Below are 22,281 nucleotides of genomic sequence, written 5' to 3'. Positions count from 1 at the left end.
GAATGGCCAAGTGGGTCTACAGTTTCGGGGACGGCAAGGCCGAGGGCCGTGCCGACATGCGCAATTTGCTGGGCGGCAAGGGCGCCAACCTGGCCGAGATGTCGAGCCTCGGGCTCCCGGTGCCACCGGGCTTCACCATCACCACCGAGCTCTGCACCCACTTCTACGACAACAAGAAGACCTACCCGCCCGAACTCAAGGACGAGGTGGAGAAGGCGCTCGCCGAGGTGGAGAGGGTCGTCGGCACGAAGTTCGGCGATCCGGCCAATCCGCTCCTGGTTTCGGTCCGCTCCGGCGCGCGTGCCTCGATGCCCGGCATGATGGACACGGTGCTGAACCTCGGCCTCAACGACAAGACCGTCCTGGGGCTCGCCAACTCGTCGGGCGACGAGCGCTTCGCCTGGGACAGCTACCGCCGCTTCATCCAGATGTACTCCAACGTCGTGCTCGACGTCGGCCATCACTATTTCGAGGAAGCGCTGGAGATCAAGAAAGAGGATCTCGGCGTCTCCATGGACACCGACCTCAAGGCCGCCGACTGGCGGGCGATCGTGGCCGAATACAAGAAGCTGGTTGAGAAGCGTACTGGCAGGCCGTTCCCCCAGGAGCCGCGCGAGCAGCTGTGGGGGGCCGTCGGCGCGGTGTTCGACTCGTGGATGAACCAACGGGCGATCACCTACCGTCGCCTGCATGCGATCCCCGAAAGCTGGGGCACCGCGGTCAACGTGCAGGCCATGGTCTTCGGCAACATGGGCGAGGATTGCGCCACCGGCGTCGCCTTCACGCGCGATCCTTCGACCGGCACCAACCTGTTCTACGGCGAGTATCTCGTGAACGCACAGGGCGAGGACGTGGTCGCGGGCATCCGCACGCCGCAGCACCTCACTGTGCAGGGCAAGCTCGCCCAGAAGTCCGATGCGCCGGCCATGGAAGAGGTCATGCCGGAAGTGTTCAAGCAGCTCGACAGCGTGCGCCAGCGGCTCGAGCAGCACTATCACGACATGCAGGACATCGAGTTCACCGTTCAGCGCGGCAAGCTCTATATGCTGCAAACGCGTAACGGCAAGCGCACCGCGAAGGCGGCCCTCAAGATCGCCGTCGACATGGTCCACGAGGGATTGATCGACAAGCGCGAGGCCGTGTCGCGCATCGTGCCGGCGTCGCTCGATCAGCTCCTGCATCCGACGCTCGATCCCAAGGCGCCCCGCAAGGTGATCGCCAAGGGGCTGCCGGCGTCGCCGGGTGCGGCCTCGGGCAAGGTCGTGTTCAGTGCCGACGATGCCGAGAAGCAGGCGCGCACGGGAGAGAAGGTGATCCTGGTGCGTCGCGAGACCAGCCCGGAAGACATCCACGGCATGCATGCCGCGGAGGGCATCCTGACCTCGACCGGCGGCATGACCAGCCACGCCGCCGTGGTCGCGCGCGGCATGGGCAAGCCCTGTGTCGCGGGCGCCGGCGACGTGCGCATCGACGGCAAGGCCGGCACCCTCAGCGTGCGCGGCACGGTGGTGAAGACAGGCGACACAATCACGCTCGACGGCAGCACCGGCGAGATCATTCTCGGCGTCGTGCCGACCGTGCAGCCGGAGCTCAGCGGCGACTTCTCCCAGCTCATGGAATGGGCCGACGAGTTCCGCAAGCTCGGCATTCGTACCAACGCCGAGACGCCGACCGACGCCGCCCAGGCGCGCAAGTTCGGCGCCGAGGGCATCGGCCTCTGCCGCACCGAGCATATGTTCTTCGAAGGCGATCGCATCGTGGCGGTACGCGAGATGATCCTGGCCGACGACGAGAAGAGCCGGCGCGCGGCCTTGGCGAAGATCCAGCCGATGCAGCGCCAGGATTTCGTCGAGCTGTTCGAGATCATGGCGGGCCTGCCCGTCACGATCCGCCTGCTCGACCCGCCGCTGCACGAATTCCTGCCGAAGACGGCCGCGGAGATGGAGGTCGTGGCCAAGGACCTCGGTGTCGACGTGAAGGAGATCGAGGAGCGCGCCAACAAGCTGCATGAGTTCAATCCCATGCTCGGGCATCGCGGCGTGCGTCTCGGCATTTCCTATCCCGAGATCTACGAGATGCAGGCCCGCGCCATCTTCGAGGCCGTGGCGGAAGTCCAGAAGAAGGCGGGCAAGACCGTCATCCCGGAAATCATGATCCCGCTGGTCGCGACCAAGAAGGAGCTCGACCTGATGAAGGTCGTGATCGACCAGGTCGCCGAGGAAGTGAGCAGCTCGTCGGGCCAGAAGCTCGAGTATCTGGTCGGCACCATGATCGAGTTGCCGCGTGCCGCGCTGCGGGCCGGCGACATCGCCGAGTCGGCCGAGTTTTTCTCCTTCGGCACCAACGACCTGACGCAGACCACGTTCGGCCTGAGCCGCGACGATTCTGCTTCGTTCCTGGAGAAGTACCAGCAGCGCGGGATTTTCGAGCACGATCCGTTCGCCTCGCTCGACATCGAGGGCGTGGGCGAGCTGATCGAGATCGCGACGGAGCGCGGCCGCAAGGTGCGCAACAGCCTGAAGCTCGGCATCTGCGGCGAGCATGGCGGCGATCCGGCCTCGGTGTTCTTCTGCCACAAGGCCGGCCTCGACTATGTCTCCTGTTCGCCCTACCGCGTGCCGATCGCGCGGCTGGCGGCGGCGCAGGCGGCGCTGGGCGGCCCGCTCAAGACCGAATGACGCTGGCGGCGCTCCGCACGGACGGCAAGCGGGCGCTGGCCGCCGCTCTTGCCGGCCTGGAGCGTGATCCGGAAAGCGCGACCTCGCAGGCGCTGCTCGACGCGGCCTGGCGCGAACCGCGGGCCCATGTCGTGGGCGTCACCGGCCCGCCGGGCGTCGGCAAATCCTCGCTTTGCGCAGCCGTGGTTGCGGCGTGGCGGCGGTCGGGCAAGACCGTCGGCGTGATCGCCGTCGACCCCTCGTCGCGCACCAGCGGCGGCGCTCTCTTGGGCGACCGCGTACGCATCGCCCATGACGGGTCTGACGAGGGCAGCTTCGTACGCTCGATGGCCGCCCGCGATCGCCTGGGCGGGCTGGCCGACCAGACGCTGGCGGCCATGGTCGTCATGCGGGCGCTGTTCGATCGCGTGCTGATCGAGACGGTCGGCGTGGGACAGTCCGAGACCGACGTGGCGGGCGTGGCCGATACGGTGTTGTTCTGCGTCCAGCCCGGCTCGGGCGATTCGCTGCAGTTCATGAAAGCGGGCATCGTCGAGATTCCGCACTTGGTCGTGGTCACCAAGGCGGACATGGGTGCCGCGGCCGAACGGGCGCGCGCAGACGTGTCGGGCGCGCTGTCCCTCGCCACCGCGGGCGGCGGCAGCGACTGGCCGGTGAAGGTGCTGGCCGCGTCGTCGCGCAGCGGTGCAGGCGTCGACCGGCTCATGGAGGCGCTCGAGGCGCACAGGGACTTCCTGGCAGTAGAGGGGCGTTTGGCGGTGGCACGTCATCACCAGAGCGAAGGCTGGGTCGCTCAGTCACTGCGCGACCGGTTTGGCCGCGACGGCATTGCCAGGCTCGGCCGGCTGGGGCTTGATCTCACGTTGGCGCCCGGCATGCAGCCCTTTCAGCGGCTGCGCGAAATCGGCGTTGCCCTGGAGAGACCGTGATGAGCCATCCGACCGACGAAAGCTGCATCTTTTGCAAGATCGTGGCGGGGCAGATCCCCTGCTTCAAGCTGTTCGAGGACGAGGCGACCATCGCCTTCATGGACATCAATCCGGTCAATCCCGGCCATGCTCTGGCCGTTGCCAAGGGCCACTGGCCCACCATCGACGTCATTCCACCTGAGATATTGGCTGTCGTCGCAAAGACGGCGCAGCGCGTGGCGAAGGCGGCAATGACCGCACTCGGACCAAGCGGCGTCAACCTGTTGCAGTCCAACGGTGTGGGAGCCGGGCAGAGCGTGCCCCATCTCCATGTCCACATCCTGCCGCGCTATCCCGGCGACAAGGTCCGGCTCAATTGGACCTACACGCCCGGCGACAAGGTCGAGATTGAGGCGATCTGCGCGAGATTGAAGGCCGCCCTCTAGGCGGCCGCCATCGACCTGCTGCTGCGCGGCGTCGTGGAAAACCACTCGCGCTCGTCCTGGCGGAACTGGTCGCGCACATAGTCGATCACGGTGCGGATGCGCGCGCCCTTGTTGGTCTCTTCGTGGCTGACCAGCCAGATGTCGCGGACGATCCTGAGATCGATCGGTGCCGCGACCAAGTTTGACGACTTGGCGATGTAGTCGGGAAACACCGAGATACCGTATCCGGTCTGTACCGCTTCCATGGCGGCATAGGAGGAGTTGGTGCGCAGGACAACAGAGGTGCTGCGCTCGACCACCTCGCTCCACGGCTTCATGGCCGGCAGGCTGTGCAGCGTGGTGTGGTCGACGATATGGTGATCGCGCATGTCGTCCAGTGTCTGCGGCAGGCCATACTGCTCGATGTAGGACGGGGCGGCGAAGATCGACATGTTGACCTGGCCGACGCGCGCCGCGACCAGCTGGTTCGACGTAGGGCGGAAGAAGCGGATGGCGAGGTCGGCCTGGCGGGTGGCGAGGTCCAGGACCTGGTCGCCGGCGATCACCTGCACGATGATGTCGGGATGGCTGCGGCGCAACACGCCGAGGCGCGGCACCAGCCAGTGGGCGGCAATGCCTTCAGTCGCGGCGATGCGCACTATTCCGGCCATCTCCCGGTCGAGCCCGGCAAGATGCCGCTCGATCGCCGTGGCGTTGGACATCATCGATTCGGCCTGTGAAAGCACGCCGCGGGCGGCGGGCGTGACTTCCATGCCGTGACGATGACGGTCGAACAACTTGGCGCCCAGGCGACGCTCGAGCGCCTGGATCCGGCGCCCGACGGTCGTCTGCTTGGTGTTCAACTGGGTCGCCGCCGCGCTGAAACTTCCGGTTTTCGCAACTGCGAGGAAGAATCGCACATCGTCCCAGTCGCCGAGGATATTCGGCACCTTGTTCTTGCGCGGAGGGAGGGCAACCATGGCGACAATCGATACAATTAGAGTTGCGCTCATGCATATCTGACGCGAGCGCGGTGCTTTACCGTACACCATTCTCAGTGAAATGTCGTTTTTGTCTTACTTTTAGGGGGGTAGGCCGCTCCTCGGACCCCTACGGACCCTTCGGGACCCCCAGTTCGCGTATTCGCGGGTCGATTTTTCGGTTGTATGTATCGGGATTGTCGCTCGCAACGAGACAGGAGTGCTGCCCGTGGCCGCTATCGGCTCTGACGGAAAATCAACGCCGGTAAGCGTTCGCGCCGGCCAAATCAGCCGTTATCTGCGCAGTCCATCGACTCGCATGGCCGCTTTTGGCGGACTTTTAACGTACTTGAGCTATGCGTTTGCGCACGGCAGTTGGGCTAACCCCCTGCTGGTCAGCGTGTCAATCTTCGTCGGGGTATTCCTGCCGAGCTACGCCAAGCTCAGTAACAAAGCTGAATTATGGGCCAACAACCAGTTCGGCTTCGTAACGGCCGGCCGGCTTGGGCGGTTCATCCCACAGTTGGCGTTCAACCTGGTGATGTTCTGGCTGATGTTATGGGGGGGTGCGCTCAACCAGCTCGGGATGGCGTCCGTGGGCGGCGTTGTCGGTGCGGCGCTTGTCACGACCCTGGCGTCACAGGGCACGCAGTATCTCGGCGGCTACCTCGTCGCGCGAGGCGTCGGCGACGCGAATCGCAACACTCTGGTCGGAATCCTGATCAACGTCACCCTGGCCGGCCTGGGCACGGCGGGTGCACCGGGGGCCCGCGAGGCCTTCCTGTTCCTCGGGTTCGGCCTGGGCGGCGCCTTGTTCGTCGTCGGCCTGCTGTCGGACATCCGCTCGGTGGCGGCGCCGAAGGGCGGCATCGGGCTGTTCTTCGGCACGTACAATCCCTTCCACAACAGCCATCTCGCCTTGCTCCGGACAGCCATCGAGCAGCGTGGCCTGGACAAGGTCATCATCCATCCCGTGCTGATTCCGAAGCTGCACGTCGATGCGTTCCGCAAGGGAGAGATTCGCGTCGGCCGGTTGAAGGATGGTTTCCAGATCTACGAGAAGACCGACAAGGCAGATTCCAACGTCGACTACTTTCCGACGGGAAACGTCTTCCTGCCGCCGGAAACGCGCGTCGCGCTGATCGAGCTGGCGCTGGCGGAGGCCGGTATGGCCGACAAGGTCGAGGTCGCTGTCTATTCCGACATCTACTACGCCAAGGGCTTTCAGGGCGTGATCGCCGAGATCAGGCGGCGCCACCCCGGTGTTCGGCTGCACGTCATCCATGGCACCGATTTCGGCGGCATGCTGGTGCGCCAGATCGCCGACGAATGCGGCTGGATCTATCCCTGGTGCATCCTGCGCCGCGACCAGGTTTCGGCAACCGCCATCCGCCGCGGCGCAAAGGGCATGACGCCCCCGATCGTGACCGATGTGCTTGATCAGATTTCACAGAATCTTCCGATAATTTCGGAGGGAGGCCGATGCTTCCGCAATGACAATGGCGTTTTGACCGAGGGGAACTGAGATGACCGAACAACCGACCGGAGACCTGGGCAACCGGCCCGAGATCACCATCAAGCTTGCATCGACGTCCGACGAGATGATGCAGTGCTTCATGCTGCGCGCCGCCGTGTTCATGGGCGAGCAGCAGTGCCCCTACTGGGAGGAGTATGACGGCAACGACTACACGGCCAGTCATCTCATCCTGTATGTCGACGGCGAGCCGGCCGCGTCCATTCGTGTGCGCTGGTTTTCGGGCTTCGCCAAGCTCGAGCGGGCCATCATCCTGAAGCGATACCGGTCGTACGGCCTGTTTCTGCCGTTCGTCCACTGGGCCAAGGAGTTCTGTCGCAAGAAGGGCTATCCCAAGGCCTACCTGCACGGTCAGCGGCGCCTGTGGCCGATCTTCGAGAAGGACGGCTTCCGCAAGGTCGACGACAAGGTGTTCCACTTCTCCGACCACGAATACGGTGCGTTCGCCTGCGACCTCGATGTCGGAGAGGATGCTCCGAGCGTGACCACGGATCCGATGGTGCTGAATCGTCCGGAGGACCAGCTGGACGCGCCGGGTATCCTGGAGGAGTCGATGGAGCGGGGAGCCTCCAATCCCCACGCGGGTTGGACCGAGCGGCGCGCGAGCTGAAGGGAGTGACACAGATGAGCGACAAGACGATTTCGGTCGGCGGCCAGGCCGTGGCCATCAAGCTTGCCATGAAGATGGAAGATTCGTTGCAGGCCTTTGCCGTACGCGCCGCCTGCTTCATCGGCGAACAGGACATTCCCTACTCGGAGGAATTCGACGGTCACGATTTCGGGGCCACGCACATCCTCGCCTGCCTCGGCGAAGAGCCGGTGGGCGCCGTTCGGCTGCGCTGGTTCAAGTCCTTCGCAATGCCCGAGCGGCTGGCGGTGATGCAGCGCTTCCGTGGCAATGGCATCGGCCAACTCCTCATCGAGCGCTGCCGCGAGCTTGCGGAAAGCCGAGGCGCCAGCACGCTCTACACCCAGGCTCTGCCGCAGGACGTAAAATACTGGGAAAAGCACGGCTGGCGGCGCTTGGATGCCGACGACGCCGGAAAGGGACCGAAGCGCGTTGTGGCGATGGTTCGGCCGGTTGATCCGAGCAAGCCGTTGCCGGAAGCCGAGGCGCCTGACCAGGTCGTCCTGCGCAACGAGCCGCAGATCGACACGTCGGGCCTGCCGGTGGGCGGCGACCGCCGCTGAGCGGTCGCCCCCAACGAAGGTCGGAAGGACATCACGCCCGATCGCTCTCGCCAGCCCGGATTTTTCGGGTAGGCTGTACCGACCGGTGATTCGCCGGGAGCAGGGGAGCGACGTCCCGAACGTGGGATGCGAGGCGGGTAAATATGACGGATGCATTCGAGATCATCGTCGAACCGAGTAGTCGGCGGCGGCGCGGACGTGCGCCGCTTTCGGAGAAGCAGCGGGCGGCGGTGTTGTTTCGGGTGTGGCATGGGGTGCGGGAAATGATCGAGGAGGCCGAGCGGCTCGGAGACGGCGAACTCGTGCATTTCCTCGCCGTATCCCAGCTCCTCGTCGAGGAGAGGGTCACGACGCTGACCAGCGGCGTGCCGGCCTTCAGCCTCGTGGATACATCGCGGCCCAACTAGACGCCTCCGGTTGCCGAGGCAGGACGCGCCTTACATAGCGATCTCACTTCGATCCGCCGCTCTGGTCGCGGCCTGGCGGCGTCGACCCTACTTCGACCGTTGCCGTCAGACCTGCGACGAGCAGAACTCCTTGCGGGACGTGCGATATGCGGATGCGTACCGGCACCCGCTGGGCTAGACGAACCCACGTGAAGATCGGGTTGACGATCGCAAGGCCAAGTTGGTCCGGCTTCGCATTTGCGACATTGATACCTCGTGCGATGCTCTCCACCTCACCGAGCATGAGCTTGTCGTAGCCCATCAATTGCATGCGTACCGGGGCACCCTCTCGAATGCGCGCAAGTTGCGGCTCCTCGAAATAGGCGTCGACCCAGAAGGAGTTGGCATCGACGACCGACACGACATTGACACCGGTCGTGGCATAGTCGCCGAGCTGAACGAGCAGATTGGTGACCCACCCGTCCACGGGCGATCGGATCTGTGTCCGTTCGAGATTGATCTTCGCCTGCTGGAGATTCGCGATTGCCTGCTGGTACTGGGCCTGGTTGGCCAGGGCACGGGTTGCGAAAGTCTGCTGCTCTTCTTTCGAAACGGCCTCTGCGCTCAACCTCGCGCGCCGATCCGACTGGGTATTCGCATTCTGCGCATTTACCTCGGCCTGCTTCACCGCAGCCTCGGCCAGTTCCACGGCGATCCGATAGTTCGTCGGATCGATGGTGACGAGCACATCGCCCTTGTGCACGAACTGGTTGTCACGGGCTGCAACGTTGACGATCTGCCCGGCTACCTGTGGAGCCATCGTCACGACGTAGCTGCGCACCACGCCATCGCGCGTCCAGGGCGTCCCCATGTATTCCCTCCACATCGCCCAGGACAGTGCTGCCGCCACTGCCACAACAACGAGGGTCGCACCGATGCGAACGATCTGTGTGAAACGTGTCGGCATCATGCCCCCCGCACCACAGGCGCGCTCAGGACCATGAGCGACAGGACGATGAGAAAAAGCGAAAAGGCGAACAAGGAAGGATGCCAGACGTGGCGCAATAGTCCGCCGGCCGTCAACAACCAGCGCAACAGCAGCGTCGCCAGCCATGCCATGAGCATCATCACCGATATCGGCGCGACGTAGACTCCGAAGATGTTCACTTCGCTGAAAGTCATTGGAGAGATTCCCCGCTAAAGTAGGTGGCATGCTGCGCCAGACCGTCGTCCATCACCTGCAGCAATCCGCGCGTGCGATCGGCGGGCGCGCGTCCGAGCGCTGAGGCCCGTCTCGCAAGGGCCACGTCGATCCTCCGGAGACCATCGCGCGCAATGGCGACATCCCCACGAGCGAGCGGTGCCAAGGCGGCGCCAAGTTCGGATTTCAACGGGACGGAGCGAAGTGTGCGCCGCAGCCGGATCAGGGTGAGGCCAAGCGAGAGTGCGGCCAGAATCTCCGAGCGTTGCTGCGGTGTCGCCGAATCAGGGATGGCGGCCAGTCTGCCGTACATCAGCGATTCCCAGTCGTCGCGCGACGCGTCCGCGTCGAGCCGGCACAGCGACCGAAAGTCCCGGAGGGTGAGGCGGAGAAGCCTGCGCATCCGGATGGCCGGCGAAACGGGAGGGAGGATCAGGTAGGACGTCGCGCCGATGCAGCAGCCCACCACGACGGCCATCGCCGCGTTGTAGAATTGCAGCGTATTGTAGGACATCTGGTTTTCCGGGTTGAGCAGCGGCACGAAGAGAGTCGCCATTGCTCCAAACATGGCCGGCTTCAGCGGCAGGTAACTGAGCGCGCCCGCAGGAACCAGATAGAGTCCGAGGACGAGGCTCAGTCCAACAAAGCTGTGGACGTTCGGGAGAATGGCGAACGCCGTTACCGCCGCGAACCCCGCGGCCATTCCCGTTCCCAGCGCCCAGCCCGACACGCGTGTGAAGGATTCGTCGCCGGCGGCCGCGAAGATGACCGTTGCCAGCGCCGCCCAGACGATCGCCGTCGATCCGTTCGGCCATGCCGTGGCAATCCAGAGGGCCGCCGCGATCAGGACCACGGAAAAGGAGCGGAGGGCTGCAATCAGCCCCGGCAGCATGTCCGATGGAGCCCGTCGACGGGTTCGCGTCGAGATAAGCGGTACCCGTCCGTCCCGCAGCAGGGAAAGACCATCGAGCATCCGGCAGAAGCCCGCCGTGATCTTGGCTGTTTCGTCCGCGAGAAGCCTCATGGACGGGGTGGCCGCCGGCTCACGAAGCAGCGCTCGAGCGGTAGCGGCATACACGCTTCGATCTGGGCTCGCGGCCGCGACAGCCGCAGGCTGAGCGCCCGCCGGTGCGAACGGGGGCGCCAGCTGGAGGACCCGCCCCGCCTGCTGGCCTGCGACCTCGCTCGGCAGGGCGGAGAGGCGCAGAGCAAGAATGCGCCAGCTCATGAGTGCCTGAAGCAGACCTTCCAGCGCTCGCCGCAGCAGGGGCGCGTTGTAGCGGACCTGCCACGACTCGCCGATGGCCTCGTCGATCTGCGCGTTCAGGCCTATGACCCTGCGGGCGAGATCGCGCCGCACCATCTGCGAATCGGGAAGCACACCCCCGGCATTTGCCAGCGTGTTCGACACGTGAGACCGGATCTCGTCGGCGATGCCGGAGATCTGCTCCAGCAGTCGATGCGATGCCACGCCGACATGAGTCGAAGCCAGCACGATGCCGGCCGCGACGACGCCGATGCAGATTTCGGTCGCTCTGCCGACCGCCAGCATGAACGCTTGGCCATTTGGCCCGCCGACGGCCCCGAGTTCGGCGCCCGCTACGATGGCCGCCGTCGCTCCGACCAGCGAAGCCGAAAGCGCTGAAGCATTGCCGAGCTGCGCGGCCACGAAGGCAGATGCGCCGCACAGGAGCGCCAGCCCGATCAGGAAGGCGGCTCGATCCTGCGGGAAGGCAGCCGAGAGCAGGACGATGGCCGCGGCGCCGACCACGGTGCCGACCACGCGGAACCAGCCGTTCCGCATGGAGGCGCCCAGCCGCGGTTGGCAGACCAGGGCCGCCGTCGTCCCGGCCCACGACGCGTTGTCGAGTTCAAGCCAGAATGCGACGAACAGCGCGAGGCAGACGGCAGCCCAGAGGCGCAAGCCGAAGAAAAGTGGCGCACTTGAAGCGCGAAGAGCTTGGGAGAGGAGTGTGGGCATTCTCGAACCAGCGAAGCCGGGGCCTGTGCCTCGGGTGCCGCCAGCATCGCCGAGACGGCATCAAGCGGCCAAGACTACGAAGGTTGTCCGGCGATGCCTCTTCGTCTGGTGTCGATATACCTTCGTATAGGGATCGTTCACCCGGAAGGGCGCACAGCGCCCAGCTATTTATGCCGGGGATCGAGTGCGTCGCGCAGGCCGTCGCCCAGCAGATTGAACGACAGGACGGCGAAGAAGATCGCGAAGCCCGGCCAGAAAGCCATCCAAGGCGCCTGGGCGATGAAGCGCTGGGCGGAGTTCAGCATGCTTCCCCAGGAGGGCGACGGCGGCTGCTGACCGAGGCCCAGGAACGAGAGCGCCGCCTCGGCGATGATCGCGCCGGCTATGGCGAGCGAGGCCTGCACCAGCAGCGGTGGCACGATGTTGGGCAGGACATGGCGCAACGCGATGCGCCAGTGCGGATTGCCGACGGCGCGCGCCGCCTCGACATAGTCCTCGACCCTAGCGGCGATCGTCTGGCCGCGGGTCAGACGGATGAAGACAGGCGTGGCGGTGACCCCGATTGCGATCATCGCGTTGGTGAGGCTCGGTCCCAGGAAGGCTGCCAGCGCGATCGCCAGGATTAGAAACGGAATCGCCAGCATCGCGTCGACGATGCGCGACAGGACGGCATCGACCCAGCCGCCGGCATAGCCCGCCAGCAGGCCGAGCGGCACTCCGATGCCCAGCGCGATGCCCACCGACACGAGCCCGGCGCTGAGCGAGGCGCGGGCGCCCCAGATGATACGGGTGAGTACGTCGCGGCCGACTTCGTCGGTACCCAGCCAATGGGCCCAGGAGGGCGGCTTGCGAACCTGAGTGAAGCTGGTGGCGATCGGATCATAGGGCGAGATCAGCGGCGCCAGGATCGCGATCAGGACGAACAGCACCACGACGACCAAACCGAACATCGCGCCCTTGCGCCGCTTGAGCCGGCGCCAGGCGCGGGCCCATGGGTTCTCCTCGCGGGCGTCTGCGGCGGCAACGATGGGAGCGGCGGCGGCAGTCATGACGGTCAGCCCCGGAGACGCGGATTGACGAGCACGTAGGCCACGTCGGCGACCAGGTTCAGCACGATGTAGGTCGTGGCTGTCACCAGCACGACGCCCTGCACGACCGCGTAGTCGCGATTGAAGACCGAATCGACGATCAGCTTGCCGAAGCCCGGGATCGTGAAGATCTGCTCGGTCAGCACGGCGCCCGACAGGAGCGTACCGAACTCGAGGGCGCCCAGGGTGATGACCGGTGTCATGGCATTGCGCAGTGCATGCTTCAGCACGACGCGCCTCTCGTAGAGGCCCTTGGCGCGGGCCGTTCGCACATAATCGGCGCCCATCGCCTGCAGCATGGCGCTGCGCGTATGACGCATCAGGACGGCTGCGATGGCGTTGCCCAGGACGAAGGCCGGCATCACCGTCGTGGCGAGGCTGGCGCGCCAGTCCTCGCCCAGCCGGACATAGCCCGAGGCCGGTAACCAGCCGAGCGTCACCGAGAACAGGAAGATCATCAGGATGCCCAGCCAGAAATTGGGCGTGCTGAGCCCCCACAGCGCGAAGATGTTGGCTCCATAATCCCAGGCGGTGTCCTTCTTCACTGCCGAGATGATGCCGGCCGGGATGCCGATGCCCAGCGCCACGATCAGCGCCATGGCGGCGAGCTGCAGGGTGACCGGCAGCTTCTCGGCGACCAGCGAGGACACCGAGCTCTTGAGCCGCATCGACTCGCCCAGGTTCCCGGAGAGCACGCCCTTGATCCAGTAGAAATACTGGACGGGAATCGGCTCGTTCAGCCGGTACTGCTCGCGGATTTCCTCGAGCACCTTGGGATCGCGCTCCTCCCCCGCCATGATCAGCGCCGGGTCACCCGGCAGGAGCTGCTGCAGACCGAAGATCAGCATCGACACCAGGATCAGCGTCGGAATGATCTGCAGCAGCCGCTGGGAGAGGAAGGTCAGCAAGGTCTTACTTCAGCTTGACGCCGACGACGCGGATCAGGCCGTCGGGCAACTGCTTGTAGCCGTCGACCTTGTCGGACAGCGCGACCAGGACGCGACGATGGTACAGATACTTGATCGAGCCCTCGGGCAGGTACTTCGCGGTGATCTTCTCGTAGATCTTCTTGCGCTCCGCAGGGTCGCTCTTGATGCGCGCCTCGTTGTGCCAGGCGTCGACCTCCTTGTCACAATAGCCGGAATTGTTCTGCGGCTGGCCGCAGACGTGAAAGATGTAGGAATTGCCGTCGGGGTCGCTGCGGCCCGACCATCCGATGAGATAGAGTTGATAATCGCCGGTCTCGGACTGCTTCAGCGAGGTCGCGAACTCGGTGACGCGGATCTTGAGATCGAAGCCGGTCTCCGCGACCATCGACTGCAGCACCTCGGCAACCTGCCTTGTCTCGGGGTTGTTCGGCACCATCAGGTCGAGCGACATGCGACCGCTGACGCCCGCCTCCTTCAGCAGCGCCTTGGCCTTCGCGACGTCGCGCTTCGGCACCGGGAAAGCCTGCTGATAGTAGGGGTTGGTCGGGTTGATCCATTGGTTGCCGACGACGAACTCGCCGTTGAAGACGACCTGGTTCAGCGCGTCGCGGTCGATCGACAGTTCGAAGGCCTGGCGGACGCGGGCGTCCTTGGCCAGCGGCGTATCGGCCTTCGGTCCGTTGGACAGGTTGATGGTCAGGCCCTGGTAGCCGAGCTCGACCGCCGTCACGAGCTTGAGCTTGGGGTTGTCGCGCACCGTCTTGATGTCGGTCGCCAGCACGCGCTCGATCATCTCGAGGCTGCCCGAGCGCAGGTTGGCGAGACGCACGGTCGAGTCAGTGATCGGCAGGTAGGTGATCTTGTCGATGAAGATCTGGTCCTTGTTCCAGTAGTCGGCGAACTTCTCGACCACGATGCGGTCCTGCTGGACCCGCTCGACGAACTTGTAGGGGCCGGCGCAGACCGGCTTGAGGCCGAACTTGTCGCCGGCGGCCTCGGCGGCCTTGGGCGAGACCATCATGCCGGCGCGATCGGTAAGCTGCGCCAGCAGCGGCGAGAACGGCTCCTTCAGGTTCAGTTTGACGGTGGCGGGATCGACGACTTCGATCGACTCGATGGAAGCGAGCTCGGGCCGGCGGAACGAGCCCTTCATGTTGAGGTGGCGTTCGAGGCTGTACTTGGCCGCCGCCGCATCGAACGATTCGCCGTCATGGAACTTGACGCCCGGCCGCAGCTTGATCGTGACCGTCTTGCCATCGGCCGAGGTCTCGTGGCCGAGCGCGAGCTGCGGCACGACGGCGAGCTTCTCGTCGATGTCGAACAGCTTGTCGCAGATGGAGGAGAAGACGATGCGGCCGACATAGGTGCGGGCCAAGGTCGGGTCGAGCACGTCAGGATCCTCGGCGAGTCCGACGCGCAGGTTGCTTTGGGCGGCCGCGCCGGACAAAGCGAGGCCCATGAACGTGGCGGCCAGAGTTAGGCGATGAAACGTCTTCTTCATGTTGCCTCCGTGTGAGAAGCGACAAACGCCGCCTGCAGGCGGGCCAGTCGCATTCGGTCTTGGTCTTGGCCCGTGCCCTCGGCGATCGCGGGCGCAGGCGGCAGTTCCGGCCACCACGGACAGGCCGTGGCATGCTCCGCGCCGTCGTCGGCCAGCGCCGGCATCTCGACCTTGCAGGACGGGCGTGCGTAGAGGCAACGCGTATGGAAGCGGCAGCCCGGCGGCGGGTTCATCGCGCTCGGAATGTCACCGTCCAGCAATGCGCGTGCGCGAACCACCGTCGGGTCCGGCAGGGGTACGGCCGACAGCAATGCGCGTGTGTAGGGATGGCGCGGGTTGCGGAAGAGCTCGTCGGTCGTCGCGGTCTCCACGATCTGGCCGAGATACATTACGGCGATGCGGTCGGCGATATGCTTCACGACCGCGAGATCGTGGCTGATGAAGACATAGGCCAGGCCAAAGCGCGCCTGAAGCGATCGCATCAAATTGACGACCTGCGCCTGGATCGAGACGTCGAGCGCCGAAACCGGCTCGTCGGCCACGATCAGCTTCGGCTCGACGGCGAGAGCACGTGCGATCGCCAGCCGCTGGCGCTGGCCGCCGGAGAATTCGTGCGGGTAGCGACGTGCATGCTCGGGTCGCAGACCGACCAGTTCCAGCAGCTCGCCGACGCGCGTGCGTCGCGCCGACTCTGAAGCGGCGAGCCCGTGCAGCATCAACGGCTCGCCCAACATGGCGCCCACGGTCATGCGCGGATTGAGGGAGGCGTAGGGATCCTGGAAGATCACCTGCATGTGCCGGCGCTGGGCGCGCATCCGCGCCTGCGACAGGCTGAGCAGATCCTCGCCTTCGAAGCGCACGCTGCCGCCCGTCGGTTCGAGCAGACGCAGCACCAGCCGGCCGACCGTCGACTTGCCGCAGCCCGATTCGCCCACGATCGCCAGCGTTTCGCCGGGAGCGACATGGAAGTCGACGCCGTCGACCGCGCGGACGTGGCCGGAGACGAGGCCGAAGGCACCGCTTTTCACGGGGAAGTGTTTCTGAAGCCCCCGAACCTCGAGCAGAGCTCCGCTCATGCCAGGACCTGCGAGAGCGGGGCGCGGCGGCAGCGCGAGAGGTGGCCCGGCGCGACCTCCACAAGAGGTGGCGGTGCGGCGATGCACGCCGGCTCGACGAAGGGGCAGCGTGCGGCGAAGCGGCAGCCCGGAGGCGGCCGGGTCATGTCGGGCACGCGGCCTTCGATCGAGGGCAGCCGCTCGCGCTTCTCGTCGAGACGCGGGATCGAGCCCAGCAGGCCGACCGTATAGGGATGCTCCGGTCGCGCGAACAGGTCGCGCACGGCGGCGCGCTCGACGATCTGGCCCGCATACATCACGGCCACGTCGTCGGCCATTTCCGCCACGACGCCGAGATCGTGAGTGATCAGGATGATGGCGGTACCGGTGTCGCGGCGCAGGCCGCGCATCAGGTCCAGGATCTGGGCCTGGATGGTGACGTCGAGCGCCGTCGTCGGCTCGTCGGCAATCAGGAGCTGCGGACCGCAGGACAGCGCCATGGCGATCATGGCGCGCTGGCGCATGCCGCCGGACAGCTTGTGCGGATAGTCGTCGATGCGCTTCTCGGGCGAGGGAATGCGCACCAGCTTCAGCACCTCGATGGCGCGAGCTCGCGCCGCCGCCTTGTCCAGTCCCTGATGCCGCTGGATCGCCTCGATGATCTGGTCGCCGATCGTGTAGGAGGGATTGAGCGAGGTCATCGGCTCCTGGAAGATCATGGCGAGCCGTGCGCCGCGCATGTCGCGGATCAGGTGCGCATCCAGGGTCAGGAGATCGCGGCCCTCGAACACGATCTCGCCGCCTACCTTCGCATTCTCCGGCGGCAGCAGGCCCATGATTGCGAGCGACGTCACGCTCTTGCCGCAGCCCGATTCGCCCACGAGGCCGAGCGTCCGGCCACGGCCCAGCGCCAAGTCTAGTCTATCGACGGCATGGACGACGCCATCGTCGGTGGCGAATTCCACCGTCAGTCCGCGCAGTTCCAGCAGCGCTTCACTCATCGACGCGCGAGCGCCAGGTTCGTCGAGGGATCGTTCATCGGCCCGCCGCGTAGCCCTGCATGCCGCGCGGATTGGCGGCGGCTTTGCGCCACGGATCGTCGCGCGTCGCGGCCGTGAGACGGCCCTCGGACCACTCGTCGTTCACCTCGACCTCGTGGCCGCGCTTCTTCAGCTCGGCCACCGTGTCCTTCGAGATACGGCCTTCGACCACCAGCACGCCCGGTCGCGCGGTGCGCGGCCAGAAGGAGGACGGAAAGTGCTCGCTGTGCCAGGCCGGCGCATCGATCGCCTCCTGCAGGTTCATCTCGCAATGCACGTGGCGAAGGAAATGCTGCGTGACCCACTGGTCCTGCTGGTCGCCGCCCGGCGAACCCCAGACCATGTACGGCTTGCCGTCGCGGTGGGCGAGGGTGGGGGTGAGCGTGCTGCGCGGCCGTTTGCCCGGCGCCAGCGAGCCCGGAAGGCCTTCCTCCAGCCAGAACATCTGGCCGCGGGTGCCGAGCGGAAAGCCCAGCTCGGGAATGACCGGCGAGCTCTGCAGCCAGCCGCCCGAGGGCGTGGCCGAGATCATGTTGCCGTCCTTGTCGATGATGTCGAAATGGACCGTGTCGCCGTTGGTCTGGCCGACGCGGCCGACCGTGGGCTCGCCGGCGCCGCTCGAGGCCACGCCCAGCCGGACGCCGTCGGCGCGGCGCAGCTTCACGACACCGCCGAAGCCGTCGACCTTGCCGGGACGCTGTTCCATCGAGGCATGGGCCGGGTCGACGAGCGCGCGGCGCTCGGCGTTGTAGGCGTCCGACAGCAATGTCTCCATCGGCACGTCGACGAACGCCGGATCGCCATAGAAGGCCTCGCGATCTGCATAGGCCAGCTTCAGGCATTCGACCTGCAGGTGGATGAAGTCGGGGCTGGTCGGATCCATGCCGTCGAGGTCGAAGCCCTTGAGCAGGGCGAGCTGCTGCAGGACCACCGGGCCCTGCGTCCAGGTATGCGCCTTGCAAACTGTGTACCGACCGTAGTCATAGGTCAGGGGGGCCTCGACCGTGGCCTGCCACTTGGCCATGTCCTGGCCGGTCAGCACGCCCTTGTTGGCCGAGCCCGAGACGTCCATCACCTCCTGGGTGCGGCAGAACTCGTCGACCGCCTCCGCGACGAAGCCTTGGTTCCAGGCCTTCCGCGCGCGCTCGATTTCCGCTTCGCGACCGCCGCCGCCGGCCTCGGCCTCCTTCAGGATGCGCGCATAGGTGTTGCCCAGGGTGACGTTGCGGAAGAGCGACATGGGCTTCGGCACGTCACCGCCCGGCAGGAACACCGCGGCGGAGGTCTTCCAGTGGGTGCGGAACTGCTCGGCGACCGTGGAGATGGTCGCGGTTGCCCGCTCGACGATGGCGTGGCCGTTCAGCCAGTACCCGATGGCAGGCGAGAGAACGTCAGCCAGGCGCATCGTGCCGTAATCGCGCAGGATAAGCATATAGGCGTCGAATGTGCCCGGGATGCAGGCAGGCAGCAGGCCGGTTCCCGGAATCAGGTCGAGCCCGAGCCCTTTGTAGTGGGCGATGGTCGCGCCGGCCGGCATCGGACCCTGGCCGCACACGACCTCGGTCTTGCCGCGGCGCACGTCGTGGAGGATCAGCGGGGCGTCGCCGCCGGGACCGCAGAGATGCGGTTCGACCACCTGCAGGGTGAAGGCGGTGGCGACGGCCGCGTCGAAGGCATTGCCGCCCCGCTCGAGGATGCCCATGCCGACCGCCGTCGCGATCCAGTGCGTGGAGGTCACGACGCCGAACGTGCCGACGATTTCCGGCCGTGTGGTGAACGGATTGGGATTGATGAGCTTCACGGTCTTCTCCTCGCGCAGGCGGCGCGGAGGGACCTTAAAGCCCGTGGCCTCTAGCCGCTAGGGGCCGCCGGATCGGGAAGGCGCATCCAGGGAGGCGTTTCCGGCACGATGCGCGCGTCACCGGCCGTGAGCACGGATCCGTTGCCGCGCGCAGCATCGAGCCGCAGCATCGCCAGCGCGCGATCGCCCGTGCCGGAGCGTAGCTCACCCACTTCCTCGCCGTCGAGATGGACCGGCGTGCCGGGCTCTGGCAGCGCGCCCTCGACCCTCACGGGAAAGAGCCTCTTCTTGATCAGAGCACGGTACTTGGTGCGGGCCGTCAGCTCCTGGCCCATGTAGCAGCCCTTCTTCCAGTCGACGCCGTTCAGCTCGTCGAAGCCGTTTTCCAGCAGCAGTGCTTTCTCGACATGCAGATCCCGGCTGCCGTCCGGCACGCCGAGCGGCAGTCGCAGGGCGTCATAGGCGGAGAGCGGTGCCTGATCGAAGCCGCGCGCCTCGAGAAGCGCGGCGGCCTGTCCGGTCGGGGCGATCACACGGGCGCCCAGTGCCTCAAGGCGCGGATCGATGAAGGAGGCGGTTCCCATGCCCAGCGCCTTCGAGGCTCCGTCCCCGAACACTGCCGCGACTTCCAGCGACGCCCCCAGATCCTCGACGGTGACCTTGGATCGCAGCGTGTACATCTTGAGTTTCTTCGCGAGCGCCGGTGCCCGCTCACGCTCGGTTTCCAGGAAGAACGTTTCCCTTCCGGCATCGACCACGAACATGTCGTTCAGGAAACGCCCCTGCGGCGTGAGAAGCGCCGCCCAGATGGCGCAGCCGGGCGCGACTTTTCTCGTATCGTTCGAGATCAGGCCTTGCAGGAACTCGACGCGGTCGGCACCGGCAACGGAAATGACGCTGCGATGCGGCAGCAGGCTGAAATGGGAGGACATGCCAAGCAGAATTGGGGGTGACCCCACCGGTTAGCAAGCGCCGGATGGCCCCAAGACCAGTGTGGAAAAGCTTGGCCGGAGCAACGAACTCAACCGGCCGCTCGCCTGCCATCGCGAACGTGTCCAGGATAGGCCCGCCGCAGCGTAACAGCCCGTTGCGCGGGCCAGGCAAAAAGGCTGCAATCCACGCCCATTTCGCTCAAGCGCGCGATCGCCTCGTCGCGGATCGAAGGGTCCGCCAGACGATCGCGCTCCGTATCCTCTGACGCTCTCATGTGACTGTCCTGCCCGTTGCGCGTACCGTCGAGCGAGCTGCCGAGCTTACCCTCGATGGCGCGCATGTGATCCTTCCGCACCAGCCTTACGGCGGCGGGCAGCATCGGCCATTCGCGCCTGTGGTCCGAGTAATGATCGAGCAGATGGATTGCCGTCTCGACCGGCCGATCGATCAGGTTCTCGTAGGGAATCATCTTCACCAGGTCAGGATACCGGGCCGCCTGTATCTGGTAGGTGATGAATTGGCGCGCATAGGAAATCAGCGCTGCGCCGAACAGGTACTCCCTGAAGGACATTTCGGTGACCGGGCGACCGCGAAACAGGTGGTACGCCGGATTCACATGCGCCTGGCAGTAGCGGAAATACGAAAAAGCCTGATCGACCGGGTTGCGATAGACGAAGGCGATCCGTCCTCCCAAGCCCTTGCGGGCCGCGCGCTCCATCGCAGGTACTTTGACGGGAGCATAGTCGTAGCGTGCGAGATCCACGGGCGTGTGGCGGTAGCTCGTCTCTTCATGGAGGCAATCGTACCCCGGCACATGAAAAGACGTCTGCCGCCACCAGTGTCCGGCTGGCAGCAAATCCTGGAACCCCGGACATACGGTATGACCGATGAACATATGCTTGGCGCGCAGGGCCCCGGTGACGCGAAACAGCGGTCCACCCCTGAAGCGAGTGAAGTCGAAGGCCGGTCCCCGTGGGTTGCCGATGACCTCTCCGGTCAACAAATCGTCGAGCCGGCCGCCCTGTTCGAGATGACAAACGAAGGAGAAGAGGTACCGGAGGAGCCAAGTGCCTGAGCGCGGCACGGTCGACAAGACGGGGAGGCAATAAGTTCCGAACATAAAATGAGTACGCACGAAGCGCCCTCAGTCTCCCCGTAAGCAAATCGACAAAATACTTTATCAGGCGTGAAAAATTCGGCGGCGTTGCTTTTTTGCATAGTCGCGGAGGTAGCGGCGCACACGACCATACACGTAACCGTATTGGCTCGGTCCACGGCAACTCGCCGGCATCGATGACTGCTGAACACGCTCTGGGCGAATCCGCTGATCGGAGAAGGGCGTGAATCGTTCGTCAGCTTGAGTGAATCTTGGGCCGCTTCGCCTCCTGGATCCTGATCGCCGCAGTGCTTCTCCTGGCGGGCCGGGTTCGTCCAACATCGGCGGCGTTGTCAACATGGCGGTGCTGGCGCCTTCGGCCGCCAGTTGCAGATCAGCCATGCCTGTCGGCACGGGCAGATGCGTTTTTGTCCCTGTTGATTGTGCGTATCGGCCGAATTGGAAGGTACGGACGGCGAAACGCGACCTTCGCGAAGGCTGTTTAAGGGGCGGCGGCCTTGCTAGAGAGCTTCGTCCATTCGTTTAGGAGCCCTCATGACGTTCCGCGCACTTGTCCTGACCCAAGGTAGCGACCGCAAGGTCAGCGGCGCCATCGAAACCCTGCCTGAGGACAGGCTCCCGGCGGGCGACGTGATCGTTGCGATCGACTACTCGACTCTGAATTACAAGGACGGTCTCGTGCTGACGACCGGTGGTGGCCTGGTCAAGACTTGGCCGCATGTCGGCGGCATCGATTTCGCGGGCACTGTCGAGAAATCGGAGAACGCCGCGTTCAAGGCGGGCGACAAGGTCGTGCTGAACGGCTACCGCGTCGGCGAACTGCATTGGGGCGGCTACGCCACCAAGGCGCGGGTCAAAGGTGACTGGCTCGTCAAGCTGCCGGAGTCCCTGTCGGCCCGTCACGCCATGGCGATCGGCACGGCGGGCTACACCTCCATGCTTTGTGTCATGGCGCTGGAAAAACACGGCATCGACCCCCGCAAGGGCGAAATTCTGGTCACGGGAGCCGCCGGCGGCGTCGGTTCGGTCGCCGTCGCGATCCTGGCCAGGCTTGGGTACACGGTGGTCGCCGCGACCGGCCGGCCCCAGGAGGGTGATTACCTGAAGTCGCTCGGCGCCACGACGATCATGGACCGCAAGGAGCTGACAGAGGCACCGGACCGTCCGCTGCTCGGGGAGCGTTTCGCCGGCGTCGTGGACACGGTGTCCGGTGTGATGTTTGCCAGGGCCCTGGCGCAGGTGAAGTACGGCGGCGCGGCGGCGGTCTGCGGTCTCGCGGCCGGTCCTTCCTTCCCGGGGTCGATCCTGCCCTTCATCCTGCGCGGCGTGTCCGTCTACGGCATCGACTCGGTGATGCTGCCGAAGGCCCCGCGCGAGGAAGCGTGGCGTCGTCTCGGCAGCGACCTGCCGCTCGACAAGCTCGACAGCACTGTGAGCGAGGCGGGGCTGGGCGATCTGATGGGGCTGGCCCCAAAAATCCTCAAAGGAGAGATACGGGGCCGCGTGGTTGTCGACGTGAACAAGTGATAGCGT

General features: G+C 65.5%; 20 protein-coding genes. 8 read left to right on the top strand and 12 right to left on the bottom strand.

The genetic code is table 11. The features are described from left to right. Window positions 1-2 precede the first annotated feature (2 nt). Genes ppdK through ACQY78_RS08930 form a run of 3 tightly spaced genes read left to right on the top strand, consistent with a single transcriptional unit; the run spans window position 3 to window position 4,032 of the window. Entirely contained in the window at window positions 3-2,678 is a 2,676-nt protein-coding gene (gene ppdK / locus ACQY78_RS08940; protein ID WP_428684767.1) for a pyruvate, phosphate dikinase, read from the top strand. Beyond that, on the top strand, window positions 2,675-3,607 hold the full coding sequence (locus ACQY78_RS08935; RefSeq protein WP_428684765.1) for an ArgK/MeaB family GTPase: 933 nt from the start codon (window positions 2,675-2,677) through the stop codon (window positions 3,605-3,607). The genes ppdK and ACQY78_RS08935 overlap by 4 nt, the downstream gene beginning before the upstream one ends. Further along, window positions 3,607-4,032 carry an HIT family protein gene (locus ACQY78_RS08930; RefSeq protein ID WP_428684763.1) on the top strand — a complete coding sequence of 142 codons (426 nt, stop codon included), beginning with the start codon at window positions 3,607-3,609 and terminating at the stop codon, window positions 4,030-4,032. Before ACQY78_RS08935 ends, ACQY78_RS08930 begins: the two co-directional genes overlap by 1 nt. On the opposite strand, the gene ACQY78_RS08925 is transcribed toward ACQY78_RS08930, so the two are convergent. Then, on the bottom strand, window positions 4,029-4,991 hold the full coding sequence (locus ACQY78_RS08925) for a LysR family transcriptional regulator (protein ID WP_428684761.1): 963 nt from the start codon (window positions 4,989-4,991) through the stop codon (window positions 4,029-4,031). The genes ACQY78_RS08930 and ACQY78_RS08925 overlap by 4 nt on opposite strands. Before the next feature lie 229 nt (window positions 4,992-5,220). On the opposite strand from ACQY78_RS08925, the gene ACQY78_RS08920 reads away from it, so the two are divergent. The 4 genes from ACQY78_RS08920 (at window position 5,221) to ACQY78_RS08905 (ending at window position 8,123) form a co-directional block, all read left to right on the top strand. After that, window positions 5,221-6,516 carry a hypothetical protein gene (locus ACQY78_RS08920; RefSeq protein ID WP_428684759.1) on the top strand — a complete coding sequence of 432 codons (1,296 nt, stop codon included), beginning with the start codon at window positions 5,221-5,223 and terminating at the stop codon, window positions 6,514-6,516. 1 nt (window position 6,517) lies between these two features. After that, window positions 6,518-7,135: a GNAT family N-acetyltransferase gene (locus tag ACQY78_RS08915; RefSeq protein ID WP_428684757.1), complete on the top strand. Its 618-nt coding sequence runs from the start codon at window positions 6,518-6,520 to the stop codon at window positions 7,133-7,135. 14 nt (window positions 7,136-7,149) lie between these two features. Further along, on the top strand, window positions 7,150-7,716 hold the full coding sequence (locus ACQY78_RS08910; RefSeq protein WP_428684755.1) for a GNAT family N-acetyltransferase: 567 nt from the start codon (window positions 7,150-7,152) through the stop codon (window positions 7,714-7,716). Window positions 7,717-7,859: 143 nt separating this feature from the next. After that, window positions 7,860-8,123: a hypothetical protein gene (locus tag ACQY78_RS08905; RefSeq protein WP_428684753.1), complete on the top strand. Its 264-nt coding sequence runs from the start codon at window positions 7,860-7,862 to the stop codon at window positions 8,121-8,123. A 43-nt stretch (window positions 8,124-8,166) separates the two neighbouring features. Here the strand turns inward: ACQY78_RS08905 and ACQY78_RS08900 are convergent, their stop codons facing one another. From ACQY78_RS08900 to ACQY78_RS08850, 11 genes are all read right to left on the bottom strand, one after another. Next, window positions 8,167-9,072 carry an efflux RND transporter periplasmic adaptor subunit gene (locus ACQY78_RS08900; RefSeq protein ID WP_428684751.1) on the bottom strand — a complete coding sequence of 302 codons (906 nt, stop codon included), beginning with the start codon at window positions 9,070-9,072 and terminating at the stop codon, window positions 8,167-8,169. Further along, a complete protein-coding gene (locus ACQY78_RS08895; RefSeq protein ID WP_428684749.1) occupies window positions 9,069-9,284 on the bottom strand; it encodes a DUF1656 domain-containing protein in 216 nt (71 codons plus the stop codon). The genes ACQY78_RS08900 and ACQY78_RS08895 overlap by 4 nt, the downstream gene beginning before the upstream one ends. Further along, entirely contained in the window at window positions 9,281-11,284 is a 2,004-nt protein-coding gene (locus tag ACQY78_RS08890) for an FUSC family protein (protein ID WP_428684747.1), read from the bottom strand. The genes ACQY78_RS08895 and ACQY78_RS08890 overlap by 4 nt, the downstream gene beginning before the upstream one ends. A 164-nt stretch (window positions 11,285-11,448) precedes the next feature. Then, a complete protein-coding gene (locus ACQY78_RS08885; protein WP_428684745.1) occupies window positions 11,449-12,333 on the bottom strand; it encodes an ABC transporter permease in 885 nt (294 codons plus the stop codon). A gap of 5 nt (window positions 12,334-12,338) precedes the next feature. Beyond that, on the bottom strand, window positions 12,339-13,280 hold the full coding sequence (locus ACQY78_RS08880) for an ABC transporter permease (RefSeq protein ID WP_428684743.1): 942 nt from the start codon (window positions 13,278-13,280) through the stop codon (window positions 12,339-12,341). 4 nt (window positions 13,281-13,284) lie between these two features. Continuing rightward, entirely contained in the window at window positions 13,285-14,802 is a 1,518-nt protein-coding gene (locus ACQY78_RS08875) for an ABC transporter substrate-binding protein (protein WP_428684741.1), read from the bottom strand. Next, a complete protein-coding gene (locus ACQY78_RS08870; RefSeq protein ID WP_428684739.1) occupies window positions 14,799-15,878 on the bottom strand; it encodes an ABC transporter ATP-binding protein in 1,080 nt (359 codons plus the stop codon). Before ACQY78_RS08870 ends, ACQY78_RS08875 begins: the two co-directional genes overlap by 4 nt. Further along, window positions 15,875-16,858, bottom strand: coding sequence for an ABC transporter ATP-binding protein (locus tag ACQY78_RS08865; protein WP_428684737.1), 984 nt, complete (start codon window positions 16,856-16,858; stop codon window positions 15,875-15,877). Before ACQY78_RS08865 ends, ACQY78_RS08870 begins: the two co-directional genes overlap by 4 nt. A 34-nt stretch (window positions 16,859-16,892) precedes the next feature. Next, complete coding sequence (locus ACQY78_RS08860; protein ID WP_428684735.1) at window positions 16,893-18,698, bottom strand: gamma-glutamyltransferase family protein; 1,806 nt, start codon at window positions 18,696-18,698, stop codon at window positions 16,893-16,895. A gap of 50 nt (window positions 18,699-18,748) precedes the next feature. Beyond that, window positions 18,749-19,630 carry a YgfZ/GcvT domain-containing protein gene (locus tag ACQY78_RS08855; protein WP_428684733.1) on the bottom strand — a complete coding sequence of 294 codons (882 nt, stop codon included), beginning with the start codon at window positions 19,628-19,630 and terminating at the stop codon, window positions 18,749-18,751. Between the two features lie 89 nt (window positions 19,631-19,719). After that, entirely contained in the window at window positions 19,720-20,766 is a 1,047-nt protein-coding gene (locus ACQY78_RS08850; protein WP_428684731.1) for a hypothetical protein, read from the bottom strand. Window positions 20,767-21,282: 516 nt separating this feature from the next. Here ACQY78_RS08850 and ACQY78_RS08845 point away from each other — a divergent pair. Beyond that, entirely contained in the window at window positions 21,283-22,275 is a 993-nt protein-coding gene (locus tag ACQY78_RS08845; protein WP_428684729.1) for an MDR family oxidoreductase, read from the top strand. Window positions 22,276-22,281 lie beyond the last annotated feature (6 nt).

It is taken from the genome of Reyranella sp. (assembly GCF_965279625.1).
Classification (GTDB): Bacteria; Pseudomonadota; Alphaproteobacteria; order Reyranellales; family Reyranellaceae; genus Reyranella.
This window is presented reverse-complemented; position numbering and strand designations above follow the sequence as displayed.